At 60.2% G+C, this 20,333-nt stretch carries 12 protein-coding genes and 3 pseudogenes; 9 read left to right on the plus strand and 6 right to left on the minus strand.

Features of this window, described 5'->3' with window-relative positions; genetic code table 11:
* Positions 1–173 precede the first annotated feature (173 nt).
* Positions 174–1,610, plus strand: a pseudogene (locus AX672_RS19015) (efflux RND transporter permease subunit); the annotation flags it as partial.
* 39 nt (positions 1,611–1,649) lie between these two features.
* Here AX672_RS19015 and AX672_RS18185 read toward each other — a convergent pair.
* Positions 1,650–5,342: pseudogene (locus AX672_RS18185) on the minus strand (strawberry notch-like NTP hydrolase domain-containing protein); the annotation flags it as partial.
* Positions 5,343–5,547: 205 nt separating this feature from the next.
* Here AX672_RS18185 and AX672_RS07240 point away from each other — a divergent pair.
* Both AX672_RS07240 and AX672_RS07245 read left to right on the plus strand, forming a co-directional pair.
* Positions 5,548–5,859 (plus strand): helix-turn-helix transcriptional regulator, encoded by a 312-nt coding sequence (locus tag AX672_RS07240; protein WP_039330681.1) that lies wholly within the window; start codon positions 5,548–5,550, stop codon positions 5,857–5,859.
* Complete coding sequence (locus tag AX672_RS07245) at positions 5,856–7,118, plus strand: type II toxin-antitoxin system HipA family toxin (protein WP_039330680.1); 1,263 nt, start codon at positions 5,856–5,858, stop codon at positions 7,116–7,118. The genes AX672_RS07240 and AX672_RS07245 overlap by 4 nt, the downstream gene beginning before the upstream one ends.
* Positions 7,119–7,247: 129 nt before the next feature.
* On the opposite strand, the gene AX672_RS07250 is transcribed toward AX672_RS07245, so the two are convergent.
* The 4 genes from AX672_RS07250 to AX672_RS18195 all read right to left on the minus strand — a co-directional run bounded on the left by AX672_RS07250 (position 7,248) and on the right by AX672_RS18195 (position 12,306).
* Positions 7,248–9,068 (minus strand): UvrD-helicase domain-containing protein, encoded by a 1,821-nt coding sequence (locus AX672_RS07250; protein ID WP_039330679.1) that lies wholly within the window; start codon positions 9,066–9,068, stop codon positions 7,248–7,250.
* A gap of 11 nt (positions 9,069–9,079) precedes the next feature.
* The gene (locus AX672_RS07255) at positions 9,080–10,930 is read right to left on the minus strand and encodes an ATP-dependent nuclease (protein ID WP_039330678.1); all 1,851 of its coding nucleotides are present in this window, start codon (positions 10,928–10,930) and stop codon (positions 9,080–9,082) included.
* 161 nt (positions 10,931–11,091) lie between these two features.
* On the minus strand, positions 11,092–11,952 hold the full coding sequence (locus AX672_RS18190; RefSeq protein ID WP_082013221.1) for a DUF7146 domain-containing protein: 861 nt from the start codon (positions 11,950–11,952) through the stop codon (positions 11,092–11,094).
* Positions 11,953–12,039: 87 nt separating this feature from the next.
* Complete coding sequence (locus tag AX672_RS18195) at positions 12,040–12,306, minus strand: WGR domain-containing protein (protein WP_082013209.1); 267 nt, start codon at positions 12,304–12,306, stop codon at positions 12,040–12,042.
* Between the two features lie 656 nt (positions 12,307–12,962).
* On the opposite strand from AX672_RS18195, the gene AX672_RS07260 reads away from it, so the two are divergent.
* From AX672_RS07260 to AX672_RS07270, 3 genes are all read left to right on the plus strand, one after another.
* A complete protein-coding gene (locus AX672_RS07260; protein ID WP_039330893.1) occupies positions 12,963–14,045 on the plus strand; it encodes a replication initiation protein in 1,083 nt (360 codons plus the stop codon).
* Between the two features lie 169 nt (positions 14,046–14,214).
* Entirely contained in the window at positions 14,215–15,417 is a 1,203-nt protein-coding gene (locus AX672_RS07265) for an AAA family ATPase (RefSeq protein WP_039330676.1), read from the plus strand.
* Between the two features lie 48 nt (positions 15,418–15,465).
* On the plus strand, positions 15,466–16,485 hold the full coding sequence (locus AX672_RS07270) for a ParB/RepB/Spo0J family partition protein (RefSeq protein ID WP_039330674.1): 1,020 nt from the start codon (positions 15,466–15,468) through the stop codon (positions 16,483–16,485).
* On the opposite strand, the gene AX672_RS07275 is transcribed toward AX672_RS07270, so the two are convergent.
* A complete protein-coding gene (locus AX672_RS07275; protein WP_066650420.1) occupies positions 16,445–17,062 on the minus strand; it encodes a MarR family transcriptional regulator in 618 nt (205 codons plus the stop codon). The genes AX672_RS07270 and AX672_RS07275 overlap by 41 nt on opposite strands.
* 128 nt (positions 17,063–17,190) lie before the next feature.
* Between AX672_RS07275 and AX672_RS07280 the strand changes: the two genes are divergently transcribed.
* The 3 genes and pseudogenes from AX672_RS07280 to AX672_RS19260 all read left to right on the plus strand — a co-directional run.
* Positions 17,191–18,861: a Mu transposase C-terminal domain-containing protein gene (locus AX672_RS07280; RefSeq protein WP_202189271.1), complete on the plus strand. Its 1,671-nt coding sequence runs from the start codon at positions 17,191–17,193 to the stop codon at positions 18,859–18,861.
* Positions 18,858–19,685 carry a TniB family NTP-binding protein gene (locus AX672_RS07285; RefSeq protein WP_066650423.1) on the plus strand — a complete coding sequence of 276 codons (828 nt, stop codon included), beginning with the start codon at positions 18,858–18,860 and terminating at the stop codon, positions 19,683–19,685. Before AX672_RS07280 ends, AX672_RS07285 begins: the two co-directional genes overlap by 4 nt.
* A gap of 3 nt (positions 19,686–19,688) precedes the next feature.
* A pseudogene (locus AX672_RS19260) lies at positions 19,689–20,108 on the plus strand (TniQ family protein); the annotation flags it as partial.
* Positions 20,109–20,333: the final 225 nt, after the last annotated feature.

Consider the following 20,333-nt stretch of genomic DNA (forward strand, 5'->3'; position numbering starts at 1 on the left):
GCACTCCGCTAATTTACGCCGCGACCTGTGCCAAATGTTCTGACGACGGACACTGGCACGCTGGTGGTCACCGCAGGCGCTGCCGAGCTGTTCGGCACCGAGTTCGGGGTCGCGCACTGATGCTGGCCTGGCTGGTTCGCTCCGCGCTGAAGCAGCGCGTGCTGGTGCTCGCCATGGCGGCGCTGCTGGTGGTGCTCGGCCTGCGCGCGTCGGCCGATGTGCCGCTTGATGTTTTCCCGGAGTTCGCTCCGCCCATTGTCGAGATCCAGACCGAGGCGCCGGGCCTGTCGACCGAGGAGGTCGAAAGTCTGATCACGGTGCCGATCGAAACCGCGGTCAATGGCGTGCCTGATCTGGCAACCCTGCGGTCGAAGTCGGTGCTGGGGCTGTCGTCGGTGACGATCCTGTTCGAGCGCGGCACCGATGTGATCCGCGCCCGCCAACTGGTGCAGGAGCGCGTGGCACAGGTGCAGGCGCGACTGCCTGCCGCTGCTCGCCCGCCTGTTATGCTGCCGCCGCTATCGTCCACGAGCCGGGCCATGAAGATAGGCATCTCCTCCAAGAAGCTCGATCAGATGCAGCTGTCTGAGCTGGTGCGCTGGACGATCCGGCCCAAGCTTATGTCGGTGCCGGGCGTCGCCAACGTCGCGGTGTGGGGCTATCGTGATCGCCAGCTTCAGGTTCTTGCCGACCCCGACCGGCTGCAAGCCTCGGGCGTGACGCTCGCCGAGCTGCGCGCAGCAACCGGGGATGCCGTGCTGGTCGGCGGCGGCGGCTTTGTCGATACGCCCAACCAGCGGCTGCCGGTGCAACAGGCCAGCGCCATCCAAACCTCCGAGGATCTCGCCAACACGGTTATCAAGATTGCAGGCGATGCGCCAGTTCGGGTCGGCGATGTCGCGCGGGTGACCGATGGCTTTGCCGCTCCCATCGGCAATGCGATCATCGACGATGGCCCCGGCCTCATGCTGATCGTCGAGAAGCAGCCGACCGGCAATACGCTCCAGCTGACCCGCGATGTCGAGGCGGCGGTCGCAGAGCTGCGCCCGGGCCTCAAGGATGTGAAGATCGATACCACGATCTTCCGCCCGGCAACCTTCATCGAGAAGTCGATCGACAATCTGACCCGTGCGCTGATGATCGGCTGCGTGCTGGTCGCAATTGTGCTGTTCGCCTTTACCCGTGACTGGCGGCAGGCGACGATCAGCCTTGTGGCGATCCCGCTGTCGCTGCTCGCAGCCGGGCTCGTGCTGCTGTGGAGCGGGGCGACGATCAACACAATGGTGATCGCCGGACTGGTGATCGCGCTCGGCGAGGTGGTCGACGATGCTATCATCGATGTCGAGAACATCGCCCGCCGTCTTCGCCTGAACCGCGAGGCGGGCAAACCGCGCTCGGCCTTTGCCGTAGTTCTGTCGGCTTCGCTCGAAGTGCGCACGGCGGTGGTCTTCGCCTCGCTGATCGTGATGCTGGTATTCTTGCCGATCTTCTTCCTCGGCGGGGTGGCGGGGACATTCTTCCGGCCATTGGCGATTGCCTATGTGCTGGCGATTGCCGCATCGTTGCTGGTCGCGCTGGTGGTGACCCCTGCGATGTGCCTGATGCTGCTCCCCAATGCGCCGATGAAGGAGCATCGCGACACGCGCTTTGTCGCCTCGCTGATGGTATTCGCGGCGCAGCGGTCGGTGGAGAATGACGCGGCGGATCAGTTCGCCCCGATCGGTCATGAAATGCCGGGACGGCTCAGCCAGCGCCGCCCTGCCGCTCTTGGTATTGTGCATCAGCATGCACCCGTCCGACAGCTCGAGGCGCTGCTTCACCCTTTCCAGCGTGATTGGCCGGGTACGCGTCCTGAGCGCCAGCTGGAGGAGGTGCGAGGTCGCCCCGGTCCGTGCATCCGTCCGCAGCACAATATCTTCGATGACGTCGGCACTTTCGACCTGGATCGTTTCGACGCCCACATCGAGAGAACCGGCCTCACGCGCCGCGGAAACCCGGGCTTCGAGGAGCCCGAGAAACTCATCGAAAATTGCGTTCTGCATGCCGATCGGCAGGGCAAGAATGCGGTTGAGCCACCGCTGGATCGGGGGAAGGTCTTCTTCGAGCACGCCATCCTGGGAGACGATCGTCAATCCGCTGCGTTGCTCGAAGTCGGACAAGGTCACGCTCTTCAGCGTTCCCTCTGCGAGGAGGCCGAACCAGCTGGTGAGCGCCGCCTTGGCATAAGGGCTTTCGAGATTGTCCGCCGGATCGAACAGATTCTGGCCGCCGGTTTGGCGCTGGCCACGCGTCAATGCCCCAAGGCTGTCGAGGCGCCGCGCGATCGTGCTGGTGAAGCGCAGCTCACCTTTGCAGTTGGTCGTGACCGGCCTGAATAGGGGGGTGTTCGCCTGATGAGTGCGGTGGGTGCGGCCGAGGCCCTGGATGGCCCGGTCAGCGCGCCAGCCCGGCTCTAGAAGGAAATGCACCCGGCGCTTCTGGCAGGGTGCGTCAAGGCTGGCATGGTAGGAACGCCCCGTTCCGCCTGCATCGCTGAAGACGAGAATGGGTTTGCGGCCATCCATGAACTGGTCGGTTTCCGACTGGTTCGTGCGGGGGGAGCGAGTTTCGAGGCGCTGGCTACCATCGGCCTGAGAAATGAGGCGCTTTGTGCGCCCGGTGACTTCTGCGACCTTATCCGTCCCGTAGTGTTCGATGATCCCGTCGAGGGCTGGCTTGATTGGCGGCATCGCGCAAAGATGCTCGATCAGCTCGGCGCGCCGGGCGATCGCAGCCTGGTTGTGCACGGGGCGGCCGTCCTCGTCGAACATCGGCGTCGAACGGGTAGCACCGGTGTCGTCGGTGTAGAACGTCATCTGCTGGGTGGGAAAAGCTCGCTCGAGGTATTCGATGACCGCATCAAGCGGGCTGAGATCAAGGTCGAGTTCGGCCCGCTCTTCGGGTGAAAGGCTGTCGAGCCTTCGGTCGAGGATGCTTTCGGCGGTCGAGACCAGCTGAACCACGACCACGTCATCCTGGTCCAGGTGCTTATTGATGGCGCTGATCAGAGTCGGGAGCTTCATCGAAAGCAGCAGCTGGTTGAAGAAGCGCTGCTTGGTGCTTTCGAAGCGGCTGCGGGCTGCGGCCTTCGCGCCGCCGTTCAGCGTGGTGCCGTCGATCTCGTCGACCACACCGGTCAGCGCGAGCGACTCCTCCATGTTCTGGTGAATAATCGCCCAAGCATCCGCATAGGTGTCGTAGACAGCGATCTGCTGGGCCGTCAGGCCGTGCTTGAGGATTTCGTACTCGACCCCGGCAAAGCTCAGCGCCCGTGCCTGGTAAAGCCCAAGGGCCTTAAGGTCGCGCGACACCAGCTCCATCGCAGCGATGCCACCTGCCCTGATCTGGCTGATGAAATCCTCGCGGTTGGCAAACGCCGTTCCTGGTCCCCAAAGGCCGAGCCGAACCGCATAGGCGAGATTGTTGACTTCAGAGGCCCCGGTCGCCGAGGCATAGAGCACGCGGGCCTTGGGCAGATGGTTCTGGAGCATGACGCCGGCGATGCCCTGCTGGGAACCTGATTTGCTCCCGCGGGCGCCCTCGCCTCCTGCCACCCCGCCCATTTCGTGGCTCTCATCAAAGGCGATGACACCTTCGAAATCCGCCCCGGCCCAGTCCAGCAATTGCTTCAGACGGGTCGCATCCTGCCTCTGACTGCGCAGCGTCGGGTACGTGACGAAGAGGATCCCCTCGCGGAACGGCACTGGCTGATCGATTTTCCAGCTGGAGAGCGGTTGAATGTCGGCAGTCATCCCGCCGATCGCGCTCCAATCCCGGCGCGCATCTTCGAGCAGGCTCTCGTTCTTGGATACCCAGATCGCCTTGCGGCGTCCGGCTAGCCAGTTGTCTAGAATGCAGGCGGCAATCTGTCGGCCTTTGCCCGCGCCAGTGCCATCACCGAGGAAGTAGCCCTTGCGGTAGCTGTGTCCGTCTTCGGCCAGAGTGAGAGCGACACCTTCGTCAGCCGGGACGAACAGGCCCGGCAGATACTGCTGCCAGGCATTGCCGGCATAGATCACCGTCTCGAGCTGCGCTTCCGAAAGCAGGCTTTCTTTGAGGATGCGGCCCTGCAGGCTGGGGCAATACTCCGGCACCGGCGCTGGTATGGAGCCCATGGCCACACTTTCCACCAGCGGGGTCGGGTGCGCCTTTGCACCATCGATGTCGATCCGGCTCGGGCGGTAAGGCAGATAGACACCGGCCTGCTCGCCCAGAGGGCGCGGCGTTGCCAGGCTGCGAAAAACAAGCGGCGATATCGATGGCGCTTCGATTACGCGCGGCTTAGCCGCAGGCGGCTTTGCACTTGTGCGCATCGCCTTGAAAAGCGTGCCGGGCTTGGTCTGCTGCCGTGCGTAAATTGGTGAAGCCTCGCAAGGACCGACTGCCCGCTTTACCACTGCAACCGCCGCGGCAATCTCGGCGACATTCGATCTAGCGAGGATCGCAGGACGGATGTTTCCGGGAACCTTGTCGATCACGTAGAGGCGAACCGGCACGCTGGTCCCCTGCTTGTGGTAGCACCTGGCAAGGCGGCAAGCTGTTTGCACCGTGCAGTTCTCGAATGTCTGGTCATAGATTTTCGAGAGCCTAGCGCTGGTGGTGAACCAGTCCGGCATGATAGCGACAAGTCTGCCGCCAGGAGCCAATCGACCGAGCGCGGCGCGCAGATGGCGGACAGCAGCGAATTGATCGACGCCCCTTCCCTCCGAACGGGAGAACGGGGGGTTCATGAGAATCAGGCTGGGGCGCAGCGAAGGATCCAGCGCGGAAGCCAGCATCGCACCGTCGATCCCGGTAAGCTTGGCATGTTTGAACAGCAGAGCGAGTTTCTCACGGCGTTTGGGATCAAGCTCATTGAGGTGCAGCTGCCTTACTGTCGGCAGGCTGGCCACGAGCGCACCATGTCCCGCACTCGGCTCCAGCACGATGTCGTCTGGCCGGGGCTGCGCAAGGACAGTCGCAAGTGCCGCAAGATCGGCAGGCGTGGAGAACTGTTGAAACCGAATCTGGTCTTCGCTCCTGACCGTATGGGTTGGCAGCTGCTCAACCAGAAGACTCAAAGCGGTGATGTCGTCCAGGCGCACCGGACGGGGTAATCTTAGGAGGTGACGGGTCACCCCTGCTTCGAGGAGGTCATACGCATCGCGCTGTGCCCAGCGGCCCTCAGCCGAGCTTCCTCCATGGAGGCGCTTCATTGCGTCGAAGAGCGTCATCTTCGTAAGCGATCCACCGGCGATCTCGAGCGCGACTTCGTCGATGACCTGATCAAGGCGGGAGTCGAACGGGGTGAAAAGATCGGTCATGCGCTGCTCCTGATGCTGATGCGCACCACAGCCTCCCCCTCCCCTTCCGGTTCGGCAGCGCGGAGCTTGGAATTGCGCCAGAGGCGTTGAGCAGCGCCACTCTTGGAATGCCTGTTTTGGCCCGCAGCATTGCACTAGGGAGAGTTCATCGGCCAAATAAGGCCTATAAGTTGACGTTTTTGCGGATAAAGGCCATATATGGCCTATGTATCTCACCCTCCCGGATCAGCTGACGGGCCTCGGCAAGCGGATCAAGGTACGCCGCCTGGCCCTCGACCTTACCCAGCAAGCGGCAGCTGCCAAAGCTGGCGTGTCTCACAGGACGTGGCGAAGGATGGAGGCCGAAGGCAGGGCTTCGATCGAAGATCTTGTGCGCGCCGCCATCGCACTGCGCTGCGATGAAGGCATTGTCGCGCTGTTTCCGCAAGTTCCGGCAACCAGCATGGATGAGCTGCTCGCGCAGCAGCGCCAAGCAGCAAAGCCGCAGCGCAAGCGTGCTAGCGGTGCAAGGCCATGAAGCTGGCTCCGGGAACGCCCTTGGTGGTTGGATTGCTGACCGATGAGACTGCCGCGCCGCTTTCGGTCGGCAGGCTGGCAATGGCCAGGGGCCTTGCGCAGCTCGAATGGTCTGCAGAGATCATAGCGGAAGGGATGCCAATTTCTCCGCTGCACTATCCGGCTGAACCGGGCCTGCACCCTGCCCGCAGCCGGACCTTTGAAGGCCTCCACGGTTTCCTGTCGGACTGTCTGCCCGATGCCTGGGGCATGCTCTTGTTGAAGCGGCGGCTTCAGAAAATGGGTCACCGGTTCGAAGACCTAAACGCAGTCGACCGGCTCGCCCTTGTTGGCACGAAAGGTCGGGGCGCGCTCGTATTCCAGCCTGAAACGCTTGATGGTGAAACTTCAAGTACTATCGACCTCGATGCTTTGGCCGATGAATCCCGCCACGTTCTGCTCGGCGAGGAGACAGAGCTGGAGGCGCTGCTCACTCGCCTGGGCGGCGGCTCGGGCGGCGCGCGGCCGAAAGTTCATGTGGCGATCGACGCGGGCGGCACGCTGTCCGCAGGAGACGAGTTGGCTGCAGCGGGAACCAGGAGCGCCGGTGAGGAATGGATCGTCAAGTTTGCAGCGACCAACGACCCCGCAGATATCGGGCCGCTGGAGGAGGCCTACGCCCGGATGGCCCGCGCTGCGGGAATTGAAATGGCTGAAACGCGATTGATCTCCTCTGCGAAGGGGCCAGGCCATTTCGCGACAAGGCGTTTCGACCGGCCCGTGCCCGGAAAAAGGCTTCATATGGTCAGTCTGGGCGGAGTGCTTGAGGCCTCGCCGCATATGCCGAGTGTCGACTACGACGGGTTCCTGAAGGCGACATTGGCGATCACCCACAGCATGGCGGACGTCGAGCAAGCCTTCCGCCGCATGGTCTTCAACGTGCTCGCGCGAAACCGCGACGATCATGTTCGCCAACATGCTTACCTGATGGACGCTCGGGGAGATTGGCGGCTTGCGCCGGCCTTCGACCTGACGTTCTCGAATGGCCCCGGCGGCGAGCATTACATGGCTGTTCTGGGCGAAGGGCGCACCATTACCCGCCAACATATAGAGAAACTCGCGAAGACCCACGGTATCTCTCCCAAGCGCGTGTTCGCAGTGATCGACGATGTTCGTGCATCACTCGCCGATTGGCCGTCGCACGCTCGGGATACTGGGGTCCGGGTCTCAATGGCAAAAGTATCAGAGGGCTTGGAATCCGTGGCCCGAACATTTGGCTAAGGAAGGCTTTGGGGTCCGTTTTCCCAAGTCTTTGAAGACACCAAGAGGCAGCTCACTCGTCTCCGGGTTGGCCACCAGCAATATTTCATTGCTTTCTCTAGTTTGCCGCTAACTTACTGGGTCCATCTTTCAGTCAGATTTCAGAAGGACGCAGACGTCGTCCTTTGGCGTCATGACCGTGGTGCGCGATTTAGCCCTAGTCACGCTCACGCGAAAATTCTGACGTGCCTGGGATAGGTCGCCTTCTAGCTTGTTTTCGCGAACGATCCGATCCGGGTTCGCCTTAATCTCCTTACCCACCCTGAGTGGCCAGCCTTCGAACACGATCACTTCGTCAAACTGCTTCCCCTTCGCCTTATGCATGTTCATCACAATGACGCCCGTCTCGGGGCGCTGAGCTGTGGCGAAGTGATCCTGAACAAACGCCAATCGAGTGATGTCAAGCGCATCGGAATAGCGACCCCGCTCTCGCCAGTTCTGTTCCAGCGTATTGCGCATCAGATTGCCGCGTTCGAGCAGACGCACGTTGCGGGCGTCGTTCGCAATAGCCCGCAACCGGGTACACGCTCCATCAGCGAGCGTGGCGCGGATGGCGATCCAGTCCTTGTCTGGATCGCCGACCATAACGACCTGCCGGGTTGCGGAAAGGACGGCAGCGATAGGATGGATGACACTGTTCGCGTGCGGCGCCTGTCCCCCGGCGATCCGCTCGTTCCATTTCGCCAGCGCGCTCTCCAGCTTGACCGCATCGCCCAGATCTCCCTTGCCTGGGTCGGATCCCCCACGGCCGCGAAGATATTGGCATATCAAATGCACCAACTGGTCGAGGTCATCCGAAGCACGCTCTTGCTGCATCAGTTGCGCAATGACTTCGGCTCCCAGGATCGGTCCTTCCATATCGATCGAGGCGGCATGTGAGATAGTCGGAACGTTACCGAACGGATCGCGCAGGATATCGGAAACGAGCCGCATCTTCCGCTTGGTTGGAACGAGGATTGCGAGCGACCAGTCGCGCCGTCCGGTGGCGATCAGCCGGGCTCGCGCCTGAAGGACCTGCGTGACCAGCGCGGCATAGGCCTGGTTCCGGTTGGACGGAAACAAGCAAAAGCTGATGCCAGAGTATTCGGCCTTGCTGAATTTGGCGGTCAGCAGCTCGTTGCCGAAGAGTAGTATGTCCGTGCCCTTGCTGCGGTGATTGTCCGAGCCGAGCTCGGTGAAGGTCGGAGCGAACGCAGCCTTGAAATGATCAAGGCGGGCCGGATCGGCGCCAATGAATTCGAAAATGCGTTGCTCCGGGTCGGCCAGCGCAATCAAGGTGCAACGGTCGCCAAGCGCCTTCACGACACGCCACTGATCCGCGCTCGTATCCTGGAATTCATCGAAGATGATGCAGGGCCAAGCTATAGCAGTCATTGCTCGCAGTTTGGCGGAACCCTCGAGCAGCCGTGCCACGAGATCAGCGAACAGATCGAAGCAGACTTTCCCCTCTGCAAACGCAAGTCGGTCGCGCTCAGCCTTCTCGCGCGCTCTCTTTTCGGCCAGCTGGGCTTCGTCGAGCTTCTTGTCGGGGCCATATTCCCGGCGGATCGCAGCTAGGGCGATCGCTTCACCTGGCGGTGTGAGGATCGAGATCCTACGCGGCAGGCCGACCAGATAGCCGTGCGTCTTGAGAAGCCGCCAGAAGAAGCTGTGATAGGTGTCAACCTCGATCCGGCTCCGCTCGTCGGACGAGACGTCTTTTTCTTCGTCGATGGCTTCGAGGACACGGGAGACCGTCGCACGCGCGAAGCTGAGAAAGAGGACACGCTGCCCTGGCTTGAGCATTTCGCGGGCGATTTTCGCTGCCTTCAGGATCGAGACGGTCGTCTTGCCGGAACCGGGGCCACCGGTAACCAGCTGGTGGCCGGCGGTCGCGAGCACGATCTGCTGCTTCGGCGTCAGGTCGACCATGATTACCGCTGTTACCTGAAAAGCGCGTCGAAGTCGTCGCCACCTCCGCCAGGTGCAGGATCTGCAACAGGCGGAGGTGGAGGCGGATCGCACAGCTGGCGCAACCGCGCGCAGGTTTGCCGAAACCACAACGGTATCTCGGCTTCTGAGCACTGGGCCAGGAAGTCGGCGATGCCCCAATTACCCTTGGACCACTGGAAATAGTCCATCAGCGCATCGATCATGTTCACGTCGGCGCCCGCATGCTTGGCTGCCAGATGCGGCGGCCAAGCCAGCGACTGCGAGAAGCGGTTCATGGCCTCCAAGGTGGTGTTCTTGAGGACAAGGTCCTCAATGCCTTTTTCGGGATGCATGAACAGCTGTTCGACCTCGGCCTCGATGGCTTGCTGCGCCTCCGCGGTCTGCAAATCACACAGCGCAAACACCCGCTTGCCCAACCCCGCATAGAGCCTACCGAGATCGGCGATCTGAGTCTCGGTCTTCGCGTTAATGACGGTGATTCCCAAGCCTTCGATTGAGCTGTAGGTCGCCGGATTGAGATCAGAGAGCCGACGCGCGACGACCGGAAGCGCCGCGGCTTCGGTATCGCCTTCCGCAATGAGCACCCGGCGCGCCAGCAGCCCTTCGCAGAATTTGGTGCGGAAGTCTTGTCGGTAGCGCTTGTGCTTCACGCTTTCAGGAAGGGCGATAGAAGCTTGGCTGAGTATGCCTTGGCTGCTCCGGGAAAGGATGACGGTCTCGTCTAGACCAAATTCTTCAAGGACGTAGGGCGAATGAGAGGTGATTATCGATTGGGCGGAGAGCTTGCGTAGCTCATGGACGATGCGCTTCTGCGCATAGGGAGGAATAGCAGTTTCGACCTCTTCCATGGCGAAGATCACATTCTGCTTGTCCTCGGCGATTTGAGAAAGAAGCGCGAGGACGAGCATGTTGATTGTGCCGGTACCCTGCCGGTAAAAGGGGGCGGCATGGTCGCCACTGCCGGTGGCGATGAAGGCCGTTATCACTTTGCGGAGATGCTCGCGTGTCAGGCTGGAAACGCGAAGGTGCGGCTTTGCACCCCATTCTCGAGGCACGTATTTCTTAAGCGAGGCGTTCACGCTCTCAAGGACTCCGCTGATGCCCATCTGGGGGTCACCAGCCACGTCCAGTGTGGAAAGCGCATCCAGTGTGCCTTCCCAAAGCCGGGGGCGGATTTCCTTTAAGCGGAGGATGATGTCGAGCAGGCTGCCATGCTCAAGGCTGAGGGCGCGGGATCCGGTCCTAAGCGAGCGGAGAAACAAGAAGCCGCAATGCTGCTTGTCAGTCTTGCGGAACGGAGTCGGAGTATCGTCTTCCGTCAAGCTGCGGGTGAAGTAAGTGGCACCAGTGAAATCGTCGTCGTCCGGGTCATATTGGCCGATAAAGGTGACGCGTAGCGCTGCGACGACGGCGGCTGCATCTATGCCGGCGGGGTTCGCCTCAACGAACAGGGTTCCATCAGCCGTGTTGAGCCACTCGATTCTACCGCCGAAACGAGCCAGCTGTTCCTCCGATAGGTCCGTGATCGTCACTTCGATCTCGATGCGCGGCGGCACTGAGTCCGCCAATGGGTTGCCTGCGGCCTCGACGGGAGGCTGCCCATCGTGGTCAGCCTCTGCCACGGCGGTAGCGGGAGCGAGATAACGACCCTCGAAGAAGTCGTGCTCGTCGACCGGTGGTCGACGGGAGAGTCGATCGGGGCCAAGTACCAGATCGATGGCCTCTAGAACCGAAGACTTGCCAGTGTTGTTGTCACCGATAAGCACTGCATGCGCAGGCAGACAGATGGTGGCGGACTTGATGCCGCGAAAGTTTGTCACCGATAACGAATGAACTCGCATTTCTTTCTTCGACCTCCCTGAACCTGCGCAAGATGGCGCAAGGCGGGCCTATTGGGAAGTAAAACAGGCATTTATGCTATTTTCGCGAGGATCGATTGGAGTTCGCACCACGGGAACCGTCATCTGGTGCCAAAAGGATAACCAGGAAAAATTAGTCCTCATCAATCTTCGGAGTAGGGATCCCATCGGTGAAATAACTCGTTGTTTGCGGCCCAATCATCGCCATTGCCCGGAGCACTTCGAATGATCTGAAGGCCAGGTCTAGCGTAAGCCATCGTCGCTCGGTGTGCTGCCCTTCGCCCTGGCGAATTGTTGTCCTCGGCTATGATCAATGTGTCGAGTTCCAGCGGCAGCTTAAGGTTTGGCAGTCGGGAAGCGCCCATCGCCGCCCAACAGGTTACGCCAGACAGACGGGTGAAGGCAGCAGCATCTTCGAAGCCCTCCGCTACTGCCAGAACTCGTCCACTCGGCGTCGGTTGCCATGCCCCTTGCCCGCAGCGCCCGAGCAAGAATTTACCCTGATGCTGGTTCGTTCTCGGGTCGAGAATGATGCGCTGGACGGCGACAAGGTGACCACCGTCTCGCACAGCGACGAGCAATGCTTGATGAAATGCAGTGTTTGGCTTTCGGCCGAGAGGGCACTTCGGGTGGAAGCGCACGTCAGGCAGATCGAGGGGTAGACATCTCCCAATGAGGTAGCGTTCTCCCAGCGTACCATAAACGCCGACCGCATCACTCCACAGACGCTGAGCGAGTTGACTGGAATGCAGACTTTGCGTTGGGCGGGGTTCTACGCCTCGAACTCGATCTGTATTCCGCAGGGCACGTATGATGTCCCTTGGATTGCAGCCGGCAAAGCAATGCACGAGGACCCCTGATAATCCTTGGCGGATCGATAATGAGGGCGTCCTGTCGTCATGAGCAGGGCATCGGCACATAGCGTAGGAGCCGTGCCATGTGCCGCGCAGAGCTGTGACAAGGTTGATCGTGTCTTGAGTTGGTCGGAGTGCTGATAGGGTCATAAGCGTCCCTAAAGCTTTCCCCCTCCCCTTCCTGCCGTGCACTTGAGGAGCGCCGGGTGCTTTCAATCGTCCCCATAGGGCCTGCAGTCATCGAAGTTGGCTGTAGCGAACTCCAATTCGCTTGAATGCGCTTGCTCGTCTTTGACGGATCAGCTGAGCGGTCGCTTCGGCTTGTGCCGTCGCCTCGAAGCTAAGAATGAGGCCCTGCCCTTTTGAGCCTATCCGCCCCCAGCGGCGTTCAACAGTTGTCCACCCGAACAAGTCGGTTTGGATCCAGAGGTGGTATTCTCGCGCGACGTTGCGCGAATTGTCGACGGCTTGCCAATGCCACGACTGACTGGTTGGTGTTTCCATAGTAGCCTGGTGGCAGAGACACGGACCAATGGTCCAACCGGGAATATGAATCACAGCTGCGTCAGTGATTCACTGATCCGATGGGAGGGGGTTGCTGGCCGATCACCTTCAAAAACATCATCATAAAAACGCCGCTGCTTGCAGCGGAAGGATTTCTGATTCTAGAGATTCAGATTCAGGTCCGATTTATGGCCTGAATTCAGAGGACTATGCCGTTTTTCCTGACCCGATGGGGGTGTTAGGCTGACCTTCTGGGGGCTACATCCTGACCGAGCGGGGGCTTTCCCCTGACCTTCTGGGGCATTCCTGACCAAATGGGGGGAGAGCCTGTTCCAGTAGATGTAGCGGGCCTTTCGAGCGTTTTCTCCTGCCTGGTTTTGTAAAAACTGAACCCTAGCTTGCGTTCGTTCATGACGCTTGCCGACTCGCAGGAATTCCGACGATTCCGTAACCCCTCCCTTGCCCTTCAATCCTGACCTCTTGGGGGCTGCACATTGATTCCTGACCTGACCTGACTTGACGCAAGAGGTCAGGTCAGGCAGCAATCAATCCTTCAAAGAATCAAGCTCTGATCGCACTATGGCATGGAAACTGATGACGGCCCAATAGTAGAAGCTTCCGAGGAGAAGCCTGAAGAAGGTTCCCCCGGACGTGCGATGCGCGTTGCTGCTGCATTGAAGGCAAAGGGTGGCGACGAGTTCGCCAAACCGGGCAACATCATTGAGATCAAATTCGTCAAAGGTGAGTCGCTTAGTCTGACGGCATCGCGGCTGTTGGCGCTCATGATCCTGACCGCAGGTGGAGACGCATGGGAAGATCGTCCTCATCGCATTCGCAAAGCCGATATACGCCGAGGCCACAAGGGTAACGAGCGGATCAGCGACATGCTTCAGGAGCTCCATCGCACCCTGTTTGCTGTGGATGATAAATCGTGGCGCGGAAAGAAGGCGACTCTCCTGTTCTCCCTGATCTCTCGGTCTAAAGAGGAAACCGACGAGGATGGCGGAGAGACGGGCTGGATCGAATGGGAGTTCACGCCCGATGCGCGTAAGCTGATCCAGGCTTCTGAGACCTATGCCGTGCTTAACCGGCAAGCGGTCTTGGGTTTCCGCTCGAATTATGCGCTCAAACTTTACGAGCTTGGAGCCCTTCGCCTCCATCGCCGCCAAGCAACCTGGCGAGGAGATATGCAGGCACTGCGTGCAGCGCTTGGCATCCCGCCTGATGTCTACACGGACTTCGCTCAGCTTCGGCGCAAGGTGCTTGAAAAGGCGAAGTCTGAAATTGACCAGCTCGCTCACTTCCGTGTCGAATGGCGCGAGATCCGGCAGGGACGAACGGTCACTGAACTCGAGTTTCGGTTTGAACCCAAAGGTGCGCCCGAGGTTCTCGAAACCGTAGACGAGCTCGACCGGCACTCGGCGGGGCGCCAAGCGAGGCGGACAGGTTCGGTCGAAACAGTAACTGCGGGGCAGGGGGCAATAGCAGCACCGCCCAGCGCGGCGCCTGCGATCAAGCAGTCAGAGTCCACCTTCCCGTCGTCTGGCTCGATCCGCTTCGGGCACGCCGATTTGCTTGAAGTCGCCCGAAAGCATGGCGGTGGATGGGATGTCGATCTTATCGCGAGCGGCTTTCGCGAACACATGGGCAATCGGTTGGAGAAGCTTCGTGGCGCCAAGCTCATCGCTGCTTGGAAGGGCTTTTGTGAGGGCTGGGTAAACCGGCGCGGGCGGCCCTGACGCTCAAGAATTGCACGCGTGCAATTCGCCATGCCCCCACCGAGTCAGGATTGCCTGATCCGGCTCTAGAATCGGCGCGACAATGCGGCCCGACTTTCGAAATTTCCGAATTTCTTGACCGAAAAGCGCAAGTGGGTGTAGCATACCCTCAATTGCGAAAGGACGGCATGTGTCTAACGGACTTCAGATCGAAGAAGCCGAGCGTTTAGTCTCGGTTGCAACGCTCGCCAGTCGAACATCGTCGGTGCTCGAAAAGCTGCGCGACTCCGCACGAAGCGCTCGGGCAGATGCGCGCCGCGAGCCTACCTTTACGATCGGGAAGGCGGCAGAGCTCGTCGGGCGGACGCCGGCGGCTATCCGTGACGCCGAGAAAGATGGAAGGCTGCCCGAGCCGGCGAGGACAGATAGCAATCGACGCGAGAGGTACACTCTTGCCCAGCTTAACGACATGCGCGGCGTGTTCGGCACCAGGCCGTATCGTGCTCCGACCGATCCGTGTTGCGTGGTTGCGGTTCAGAATTTCAAAGGCGGCGTCGGCAAATCGACGCTGTCTGTTCACCTGGCGCAATATCTCGCGATCAAGGGCTATCGTGTTGCATTGATCGACTGCGACAGCCAGGCCTCTGCGACGACGCTGTTTGGCTATGTGCCAGATCTCGATCTGACAGAGGACGATACCCTCTACCCATTCCTTCGTGAGGGTGAGCGGTCATCGCTCGACTACGCCCTCCGCAAGACCCATTTCGACGGCCTTGAGCTGATCCCTGCCAATCTTCGCCTGTTTAATTCCGAGTACGAACTGGCCGCCAGAATGGCGCAGGGGAACGGAGCCTTACTTGACCGCCTCAAGGAAGGGATTGAGAGCATCTCGGATCGGTTCGATGTCATCGTCATGGACCCACCGCCCGCCCTCGGGGCTATCTCTTTGTCCGTGTTGCGAGCTGCGAATGCGTTGGTGGTTCCGGTTCCTCCGACCGTGATGGACTTCTCGTCGACTGCGGCATTCCTCTCAATGCTTGATGAGACGATTGAGCAGCTGGCCGACCGAGGTCTTGCCCCAGAACTAACGTTTCTGCGCTTCGTTGCCTCAAAGGTCGATGAGAACAAGTCGATGCAGAAGGAGCTTCTGCAGTTGATGCGGACGCTGTTTGGCCACGCCATGGTTCGAACGCCGCTCAAGGACTCTGCCGAGATCGACAATGCGACTGCGCGGCTAATGACAGTTTATGAACTCGACGGGCCTGCTACGAGCTCGGCGGTACGCAATCGCTGCCTTAATTATCTTGATGGCGTGAACTCAGAAATCGAAGTCGACATTCGATCGATGTGGCCAAGCCATCAAAAGCGCCTCCGGCAGGAGGCCTTGGTATGAGCCGCTGGGAAAATTGCACGCGTGCAATTCTGCTAATGGGAGGCTTGCATGAGTAGGAAGAACAGCGGTTTTGCCGCCGACTTGGCAGCCGGGATCGATCTGACCGAGGATTCCGCCGCGCCGCGTCGATCGAGCATCGCGTCGAATGTGCTTACCGGGCGATCAAACCGTTTGGCCGATCTCGCTTCCGGTGCGATTGTCTCGCGCACGCATGAGCTCGTTGATCCAGCAAGGTGCCGGATGTGGGCTGGCCACAATCGCGACTACGCGCTCCTCAATGAGGAACGCTGCGCAGACTTGATCGAGAGCATCAAGGCCCAAGGGCGGCAAGAGATCCCGGCTATTGTCCGTCGCCTGTCGGGCGAAGATGGCTATGATTTCGAGGTCATCTGCGGGGCGAGGCGACACTGGTCGGTCAGCTGGCTGCGGACGCACAACTACCCAGACTTCAAGTTCCTCGTCGACGTGCGCGAGATTGGCGATGAGGAGGCTTTCAGGCTCGCAGATCTCGAGAACCGCGCACGGGACGACCTAACCGATTTCGAGCGCGCGAAGGACTATCTCCGGGCATTGTCGGCCTACTACGAGGGTCGTCAGAAGACGATGGCCGAACGGCTCAAAGTGTCCGAAAGCTGGCTCACACGCTATCTCGATCTGGCCCGCCTGCCCGAGGAGTTGACCAGAGCCTTTGCTAATCCGCATGAGCTCGGAATTCGCAATGCGATCGCACTCAAGGCGCTCATGAAGCCAGAAGATCGGAAGGAGAGGGCCTTCCGGGAGGCAGCGCGGCTTGCCGCAGAACGGGAACGGACGAACCATTCGCCATCAGTCCTCGAGGTGATCAAGGCGCTTTCACTCGCGGCTGATCCCCCCAAGAAGTCAGGAACCCCCAAGAAGTCAGGAAAGGCCGAGACCGTCGCGAATGCGGTTGGCCAGCCTGTACTTCGGATTGAGGGTGCTGATCGCAAGGGTGTCCGCATTACCTTGCTGAACAAGGGTGGTGCGACGCGGCAGGAAGCCGAAGAGGCTATTCGCGCGGTACTAGATCAGCATTGGCCGGTACAATAGCACTATCGGTCTCGCGCAAGCGCACCATGCCTGCCTCCTGCAATGAGGACACCGATTGCGAAGCGGTTCGCTTTGTCACGCCTAGGCATCTGGCAAGCTCCGCTCTGGTAAGGGGACCAAGGCTGACGATCATGCGCCACGCCTGCGGAGCGGTTGAGGAGGCATACAGCCGACCGGCCAGCTGCTTGTCGGCCAAAGTGACAGCCTCTCGCATCACCCGCAAATCGGCCGCGGCATTGTCAGTGGCCGTCTGAAGCGCTGAACGGAGAAGGGCGGGCAGGGGTTCTTCGTGGAATTCGCGGAACAAGGCCCGCGGCATGATGCCTGCAAGCGCCAGCGGGGCCGAGCCCAACCCAAAAAGGTGGGGCCTGATGGCCGCAGCCAATGAGGCAGCCCAGGCCGCGCCACGCGGCGCCGAACGCGTGATTGCGAACCCGCCGACCTGGACCATTTCGCTGCCGCCTTCGAAAAAGTCGAATTCCTCGGTTCGCAGTTCCTCAAGCCACTCGATCAGCGTGCCGTCGGGATCCCTGCTGGGGAGCAGAGCGTCGAGCCGCTGTGAACCGACAAAGTTCATGACAAAACGTGATTGTGGTAATCAATACAGTCAGGTAAAGTGCGCAGCAGCGTCATAGACTCTGTCGAGTCCGGTGGGGTTCGTTTAAGCTCCCGCCAAAAATAATGTCGCGCACAAAGGGTCGCGGCATGATCGATCGCAAGCCAGTGCAGCAGAGATCGGCGTCAATGGAGGCGCTGCGCATCGGTCGCCTTCGTTGTGCAAGCTTTCGCAGACACATTCCGCTTGAGGGTGCCGTGTCTGTTGAGGCAATCCGCAAGGTGAGCGACGAATTGGGGCTCAGCAGCCGTCAGGTCAGCCGCTTGGTACCTATTTTTCGCGAGAACCCTGTTCCAGAAGCTTTGGCGCCGGCGCGTCCTGGTCCGAAAATGGGAACTCACCGGATACGCCCGGATGTCGCTGAGGCCATCGACGGCCTTATCGAAGAACTCTATCTCACAAAGACGCCGCCAGCCAAGGCGCTGGTCGCGTATCAGGTGCGTAATCTTCTTATCGCGGACAACGGGGACTACTGTTTCCCGGAAGAAAGCGTTCCTTCCGAGCGGGTTATCGAGCGGCTGATCAGTGAGATCACTGAAACGCGAAAAGCAAGGGCGAGCAAGGGGTCCAAGTCACGCAGCGCAGCCGAGCCGCACCCGTATCACTACGACAGCAAGGGGGTCCTCGATCTTGTGCAGATGGACAGCACGCGGGCCGATTTAATGCTGGTAGACCGGCAGTTGCGAGCTCCGCTTGATCGACCCTGGCTGACTTTCCTGATTGACGTGTTCACCCGCTGCATCATCGGATTTTACGTCTCGTTTGATGATCCATCAATCTACCGCTGCGGGCGCGCTGTTGTGAATGCTATCTTGCCCAAGGAACCGTTGCTCGCGGAAATGGGACTCGAGATTTGCTATCCGATGCACGGCATTTTCGCTCGGCTCCACTGTGATTATGCCAAGCCGCACCGATCGCAAGCCTTCCGGTCCGCTTGCATTGCCAATGGGATCGACCCCGATGTGAGGCCGCTCGGCCCTTCTCATTTAGGAGGTCATATCGAGCGTCTGATTGGCACTTTCGTCGGTAAAATGAAGCTGATACCGGGTGCAACCGGTTCGAACGTCAGCCAGCGCGATGGCTACGACCCCCGCGACGCGGCTGTCATGACGTTGCCAGAATTCGAGCGGTGGCTCATTTTCCAGATCGCTGCATATCATAACCGACCGCACGCAGGTCTCGACGGCTTGTCTCCTGCTCATGCTTGGGCGCTTGCATTGGAAGGGCGACCGCATGCCCTTCAAACTACCCTGAACCCCGAACGGTTAATGAGGCAGTTTCTCCCGGGTTTGGACGTGCAGGTTCATTCCTTCGGCGTCGTAATCCGCCGCCGCAAATATTTCGCATCTTTTCTCAACGATAAGATTGGCCTCAAGGTCGTTGTCCGCATCGATGAGCGCGATCTCAACGTCGTTTATCTCGAGTGGGACGGCGATTTCATCCCTCTCAATGCGACCTTCAGCTATCCGAACGTAAGCGAGCAAGAGTGGGAGGCGGCGCGAAAACAGCGACGGCAGCTGGAGGACTATTTTCAGAACGACGGGATCCAGGCAGAGACTGCACGACTGGTCCATCGGGGCCGGCAGGAGGTCCTCCAAGCAGCGAAGCGTACACGGCAGGTGCGTAATGGACTGAAGCGGATCGAAGGCGAGGGTAGGGGGCATGGCAGTGCCACAACGCCTGCCCCAACAGGTCAGGTCATCGAGTGGGTTGATCCCGGCGTGCTTGGTCCATCTGGCTGGGAAGTTGTGGACGAATGAGCTTGCTACCGCCATCGCCGTTCTGGATTGGATTCGATGAGGCGCGGCAAGCCGTTGAGACGATTGTTGATATTGCTCGTGACGGTCCAGAAGAACGGCCAACCTGCATTATTCTGGTCGGGAGATCCGGGATGGGCAAAACCTCGATCTTGCGCGAGGCACAGCGGCGCATCAGCCATGAGTTCTCGGGCGATCGCGCTAAACTTGCTGCTGACGCACGGCATATCCCGATGCTGCGGGTCGTGATCCCCTCCAACCCGACGTCGATCAAGATCAACCTCGCTCTGCTGTGGAAGCAGGGCTGGCCGATTACCAATGCGATCCACCGCACCGCTGACTTCAAGGTTGTCGATTTGCTGCGCGAGCAAGGAACGCGCATGGTCGCGATCGATAACATCCATGCCACGCTGACGGCGAGTGGACGCGCGCGCAACGACACCTTGAACGCGATGCGCTTCCTGATGAGCGAGGGGACGACGCCCATGGTGCTCGCCGGACTCGACAGGGCTGCCGACGTGTTCAGCGAGGATGAAGAGCTGGCGCAGCGCTCCATCATTGTCCGGCTTAATCCATGGGAGCCCGGCGCGTCTTCGCAGCGCATAATTCGCGAGCTGGCCACAGGCATGCGCCTCGCTGAACCAGAGCGCTTCGCAGAACCCCGTTATGCGGAATTTCTGTACCGCCACAGCGGAGGGATCACAGGAGAATTCAAGCGGTTGTTGCATTTCGGTTCGAAGGTTGCAGCCAATGAGGGACGCGCGCGAGTGGAATTTCGGGATCTCGAGCGTGCCGCGCAGCGCCTGCTTCGCAACTTCGCGGTCTGAGGCATGGCAAGAGACGATCGCGAGCGCCTGGCCTTTCTTGTGCAGCCGGCAGAGGAGGAAAGCTTCGGGTCGTGGGCCCGGCGGTTATGCGCTCGTCACGAGCTGACCTGGCCGGCCATGCTCAGGCATCTGGGATGCAACACGGCACTGGCACGCCTGGATCTGACGCTTGGCGTTCGAGCGGTCCCGATTGGCCTCAAAGATCCATTCGAGCGGATGATCAACGAGCTCGCATATGCGATCGACGTATCCTCCGATGAGATCGCGGCGACCTTCGTCGATGTGAACCCGGCCTACTTGTTGCCGCCAAGTTCACGGCGATACGGGTGCCCGGAATGTTGGATGGAGGAGCCTCGTCACGCAGGCCCGATGGTTGTGAAACGAGACTGGGAGCTGCGCGCCAGCTGGCGGTGCAACAGGCACAGCCTGGCTTTGTGCGACAGCGCCACTCTCGGCCGGCCGCGGACCCATGATGAAATCGTCGCGGTCTTGCAGGACGCAGCCGATCGAACGCGCGTGAAGCAGCACGGGATCCGCCTTCTCAAAATGATGACTTCGAACAATCAGCGCCTTATCAATCACCTGATGCCTGAACGCAGGGGCGGTCGCCAGAGCCTCCCTGCGCCGGACTATTTCGCACGATTTGCG

Origin of the sequence: Sphingomonas sp. CCH10-B3 (genome assembly GCF_001556185.1) — a bacterium.
GTDB classification, from domain to species: Bacteria; Pseudomonadota; Alphaproteobacteria; order Sphingomonadales; family Sphingomonadaceae; genus Sphingomonas; species Sphingomonas aquatica.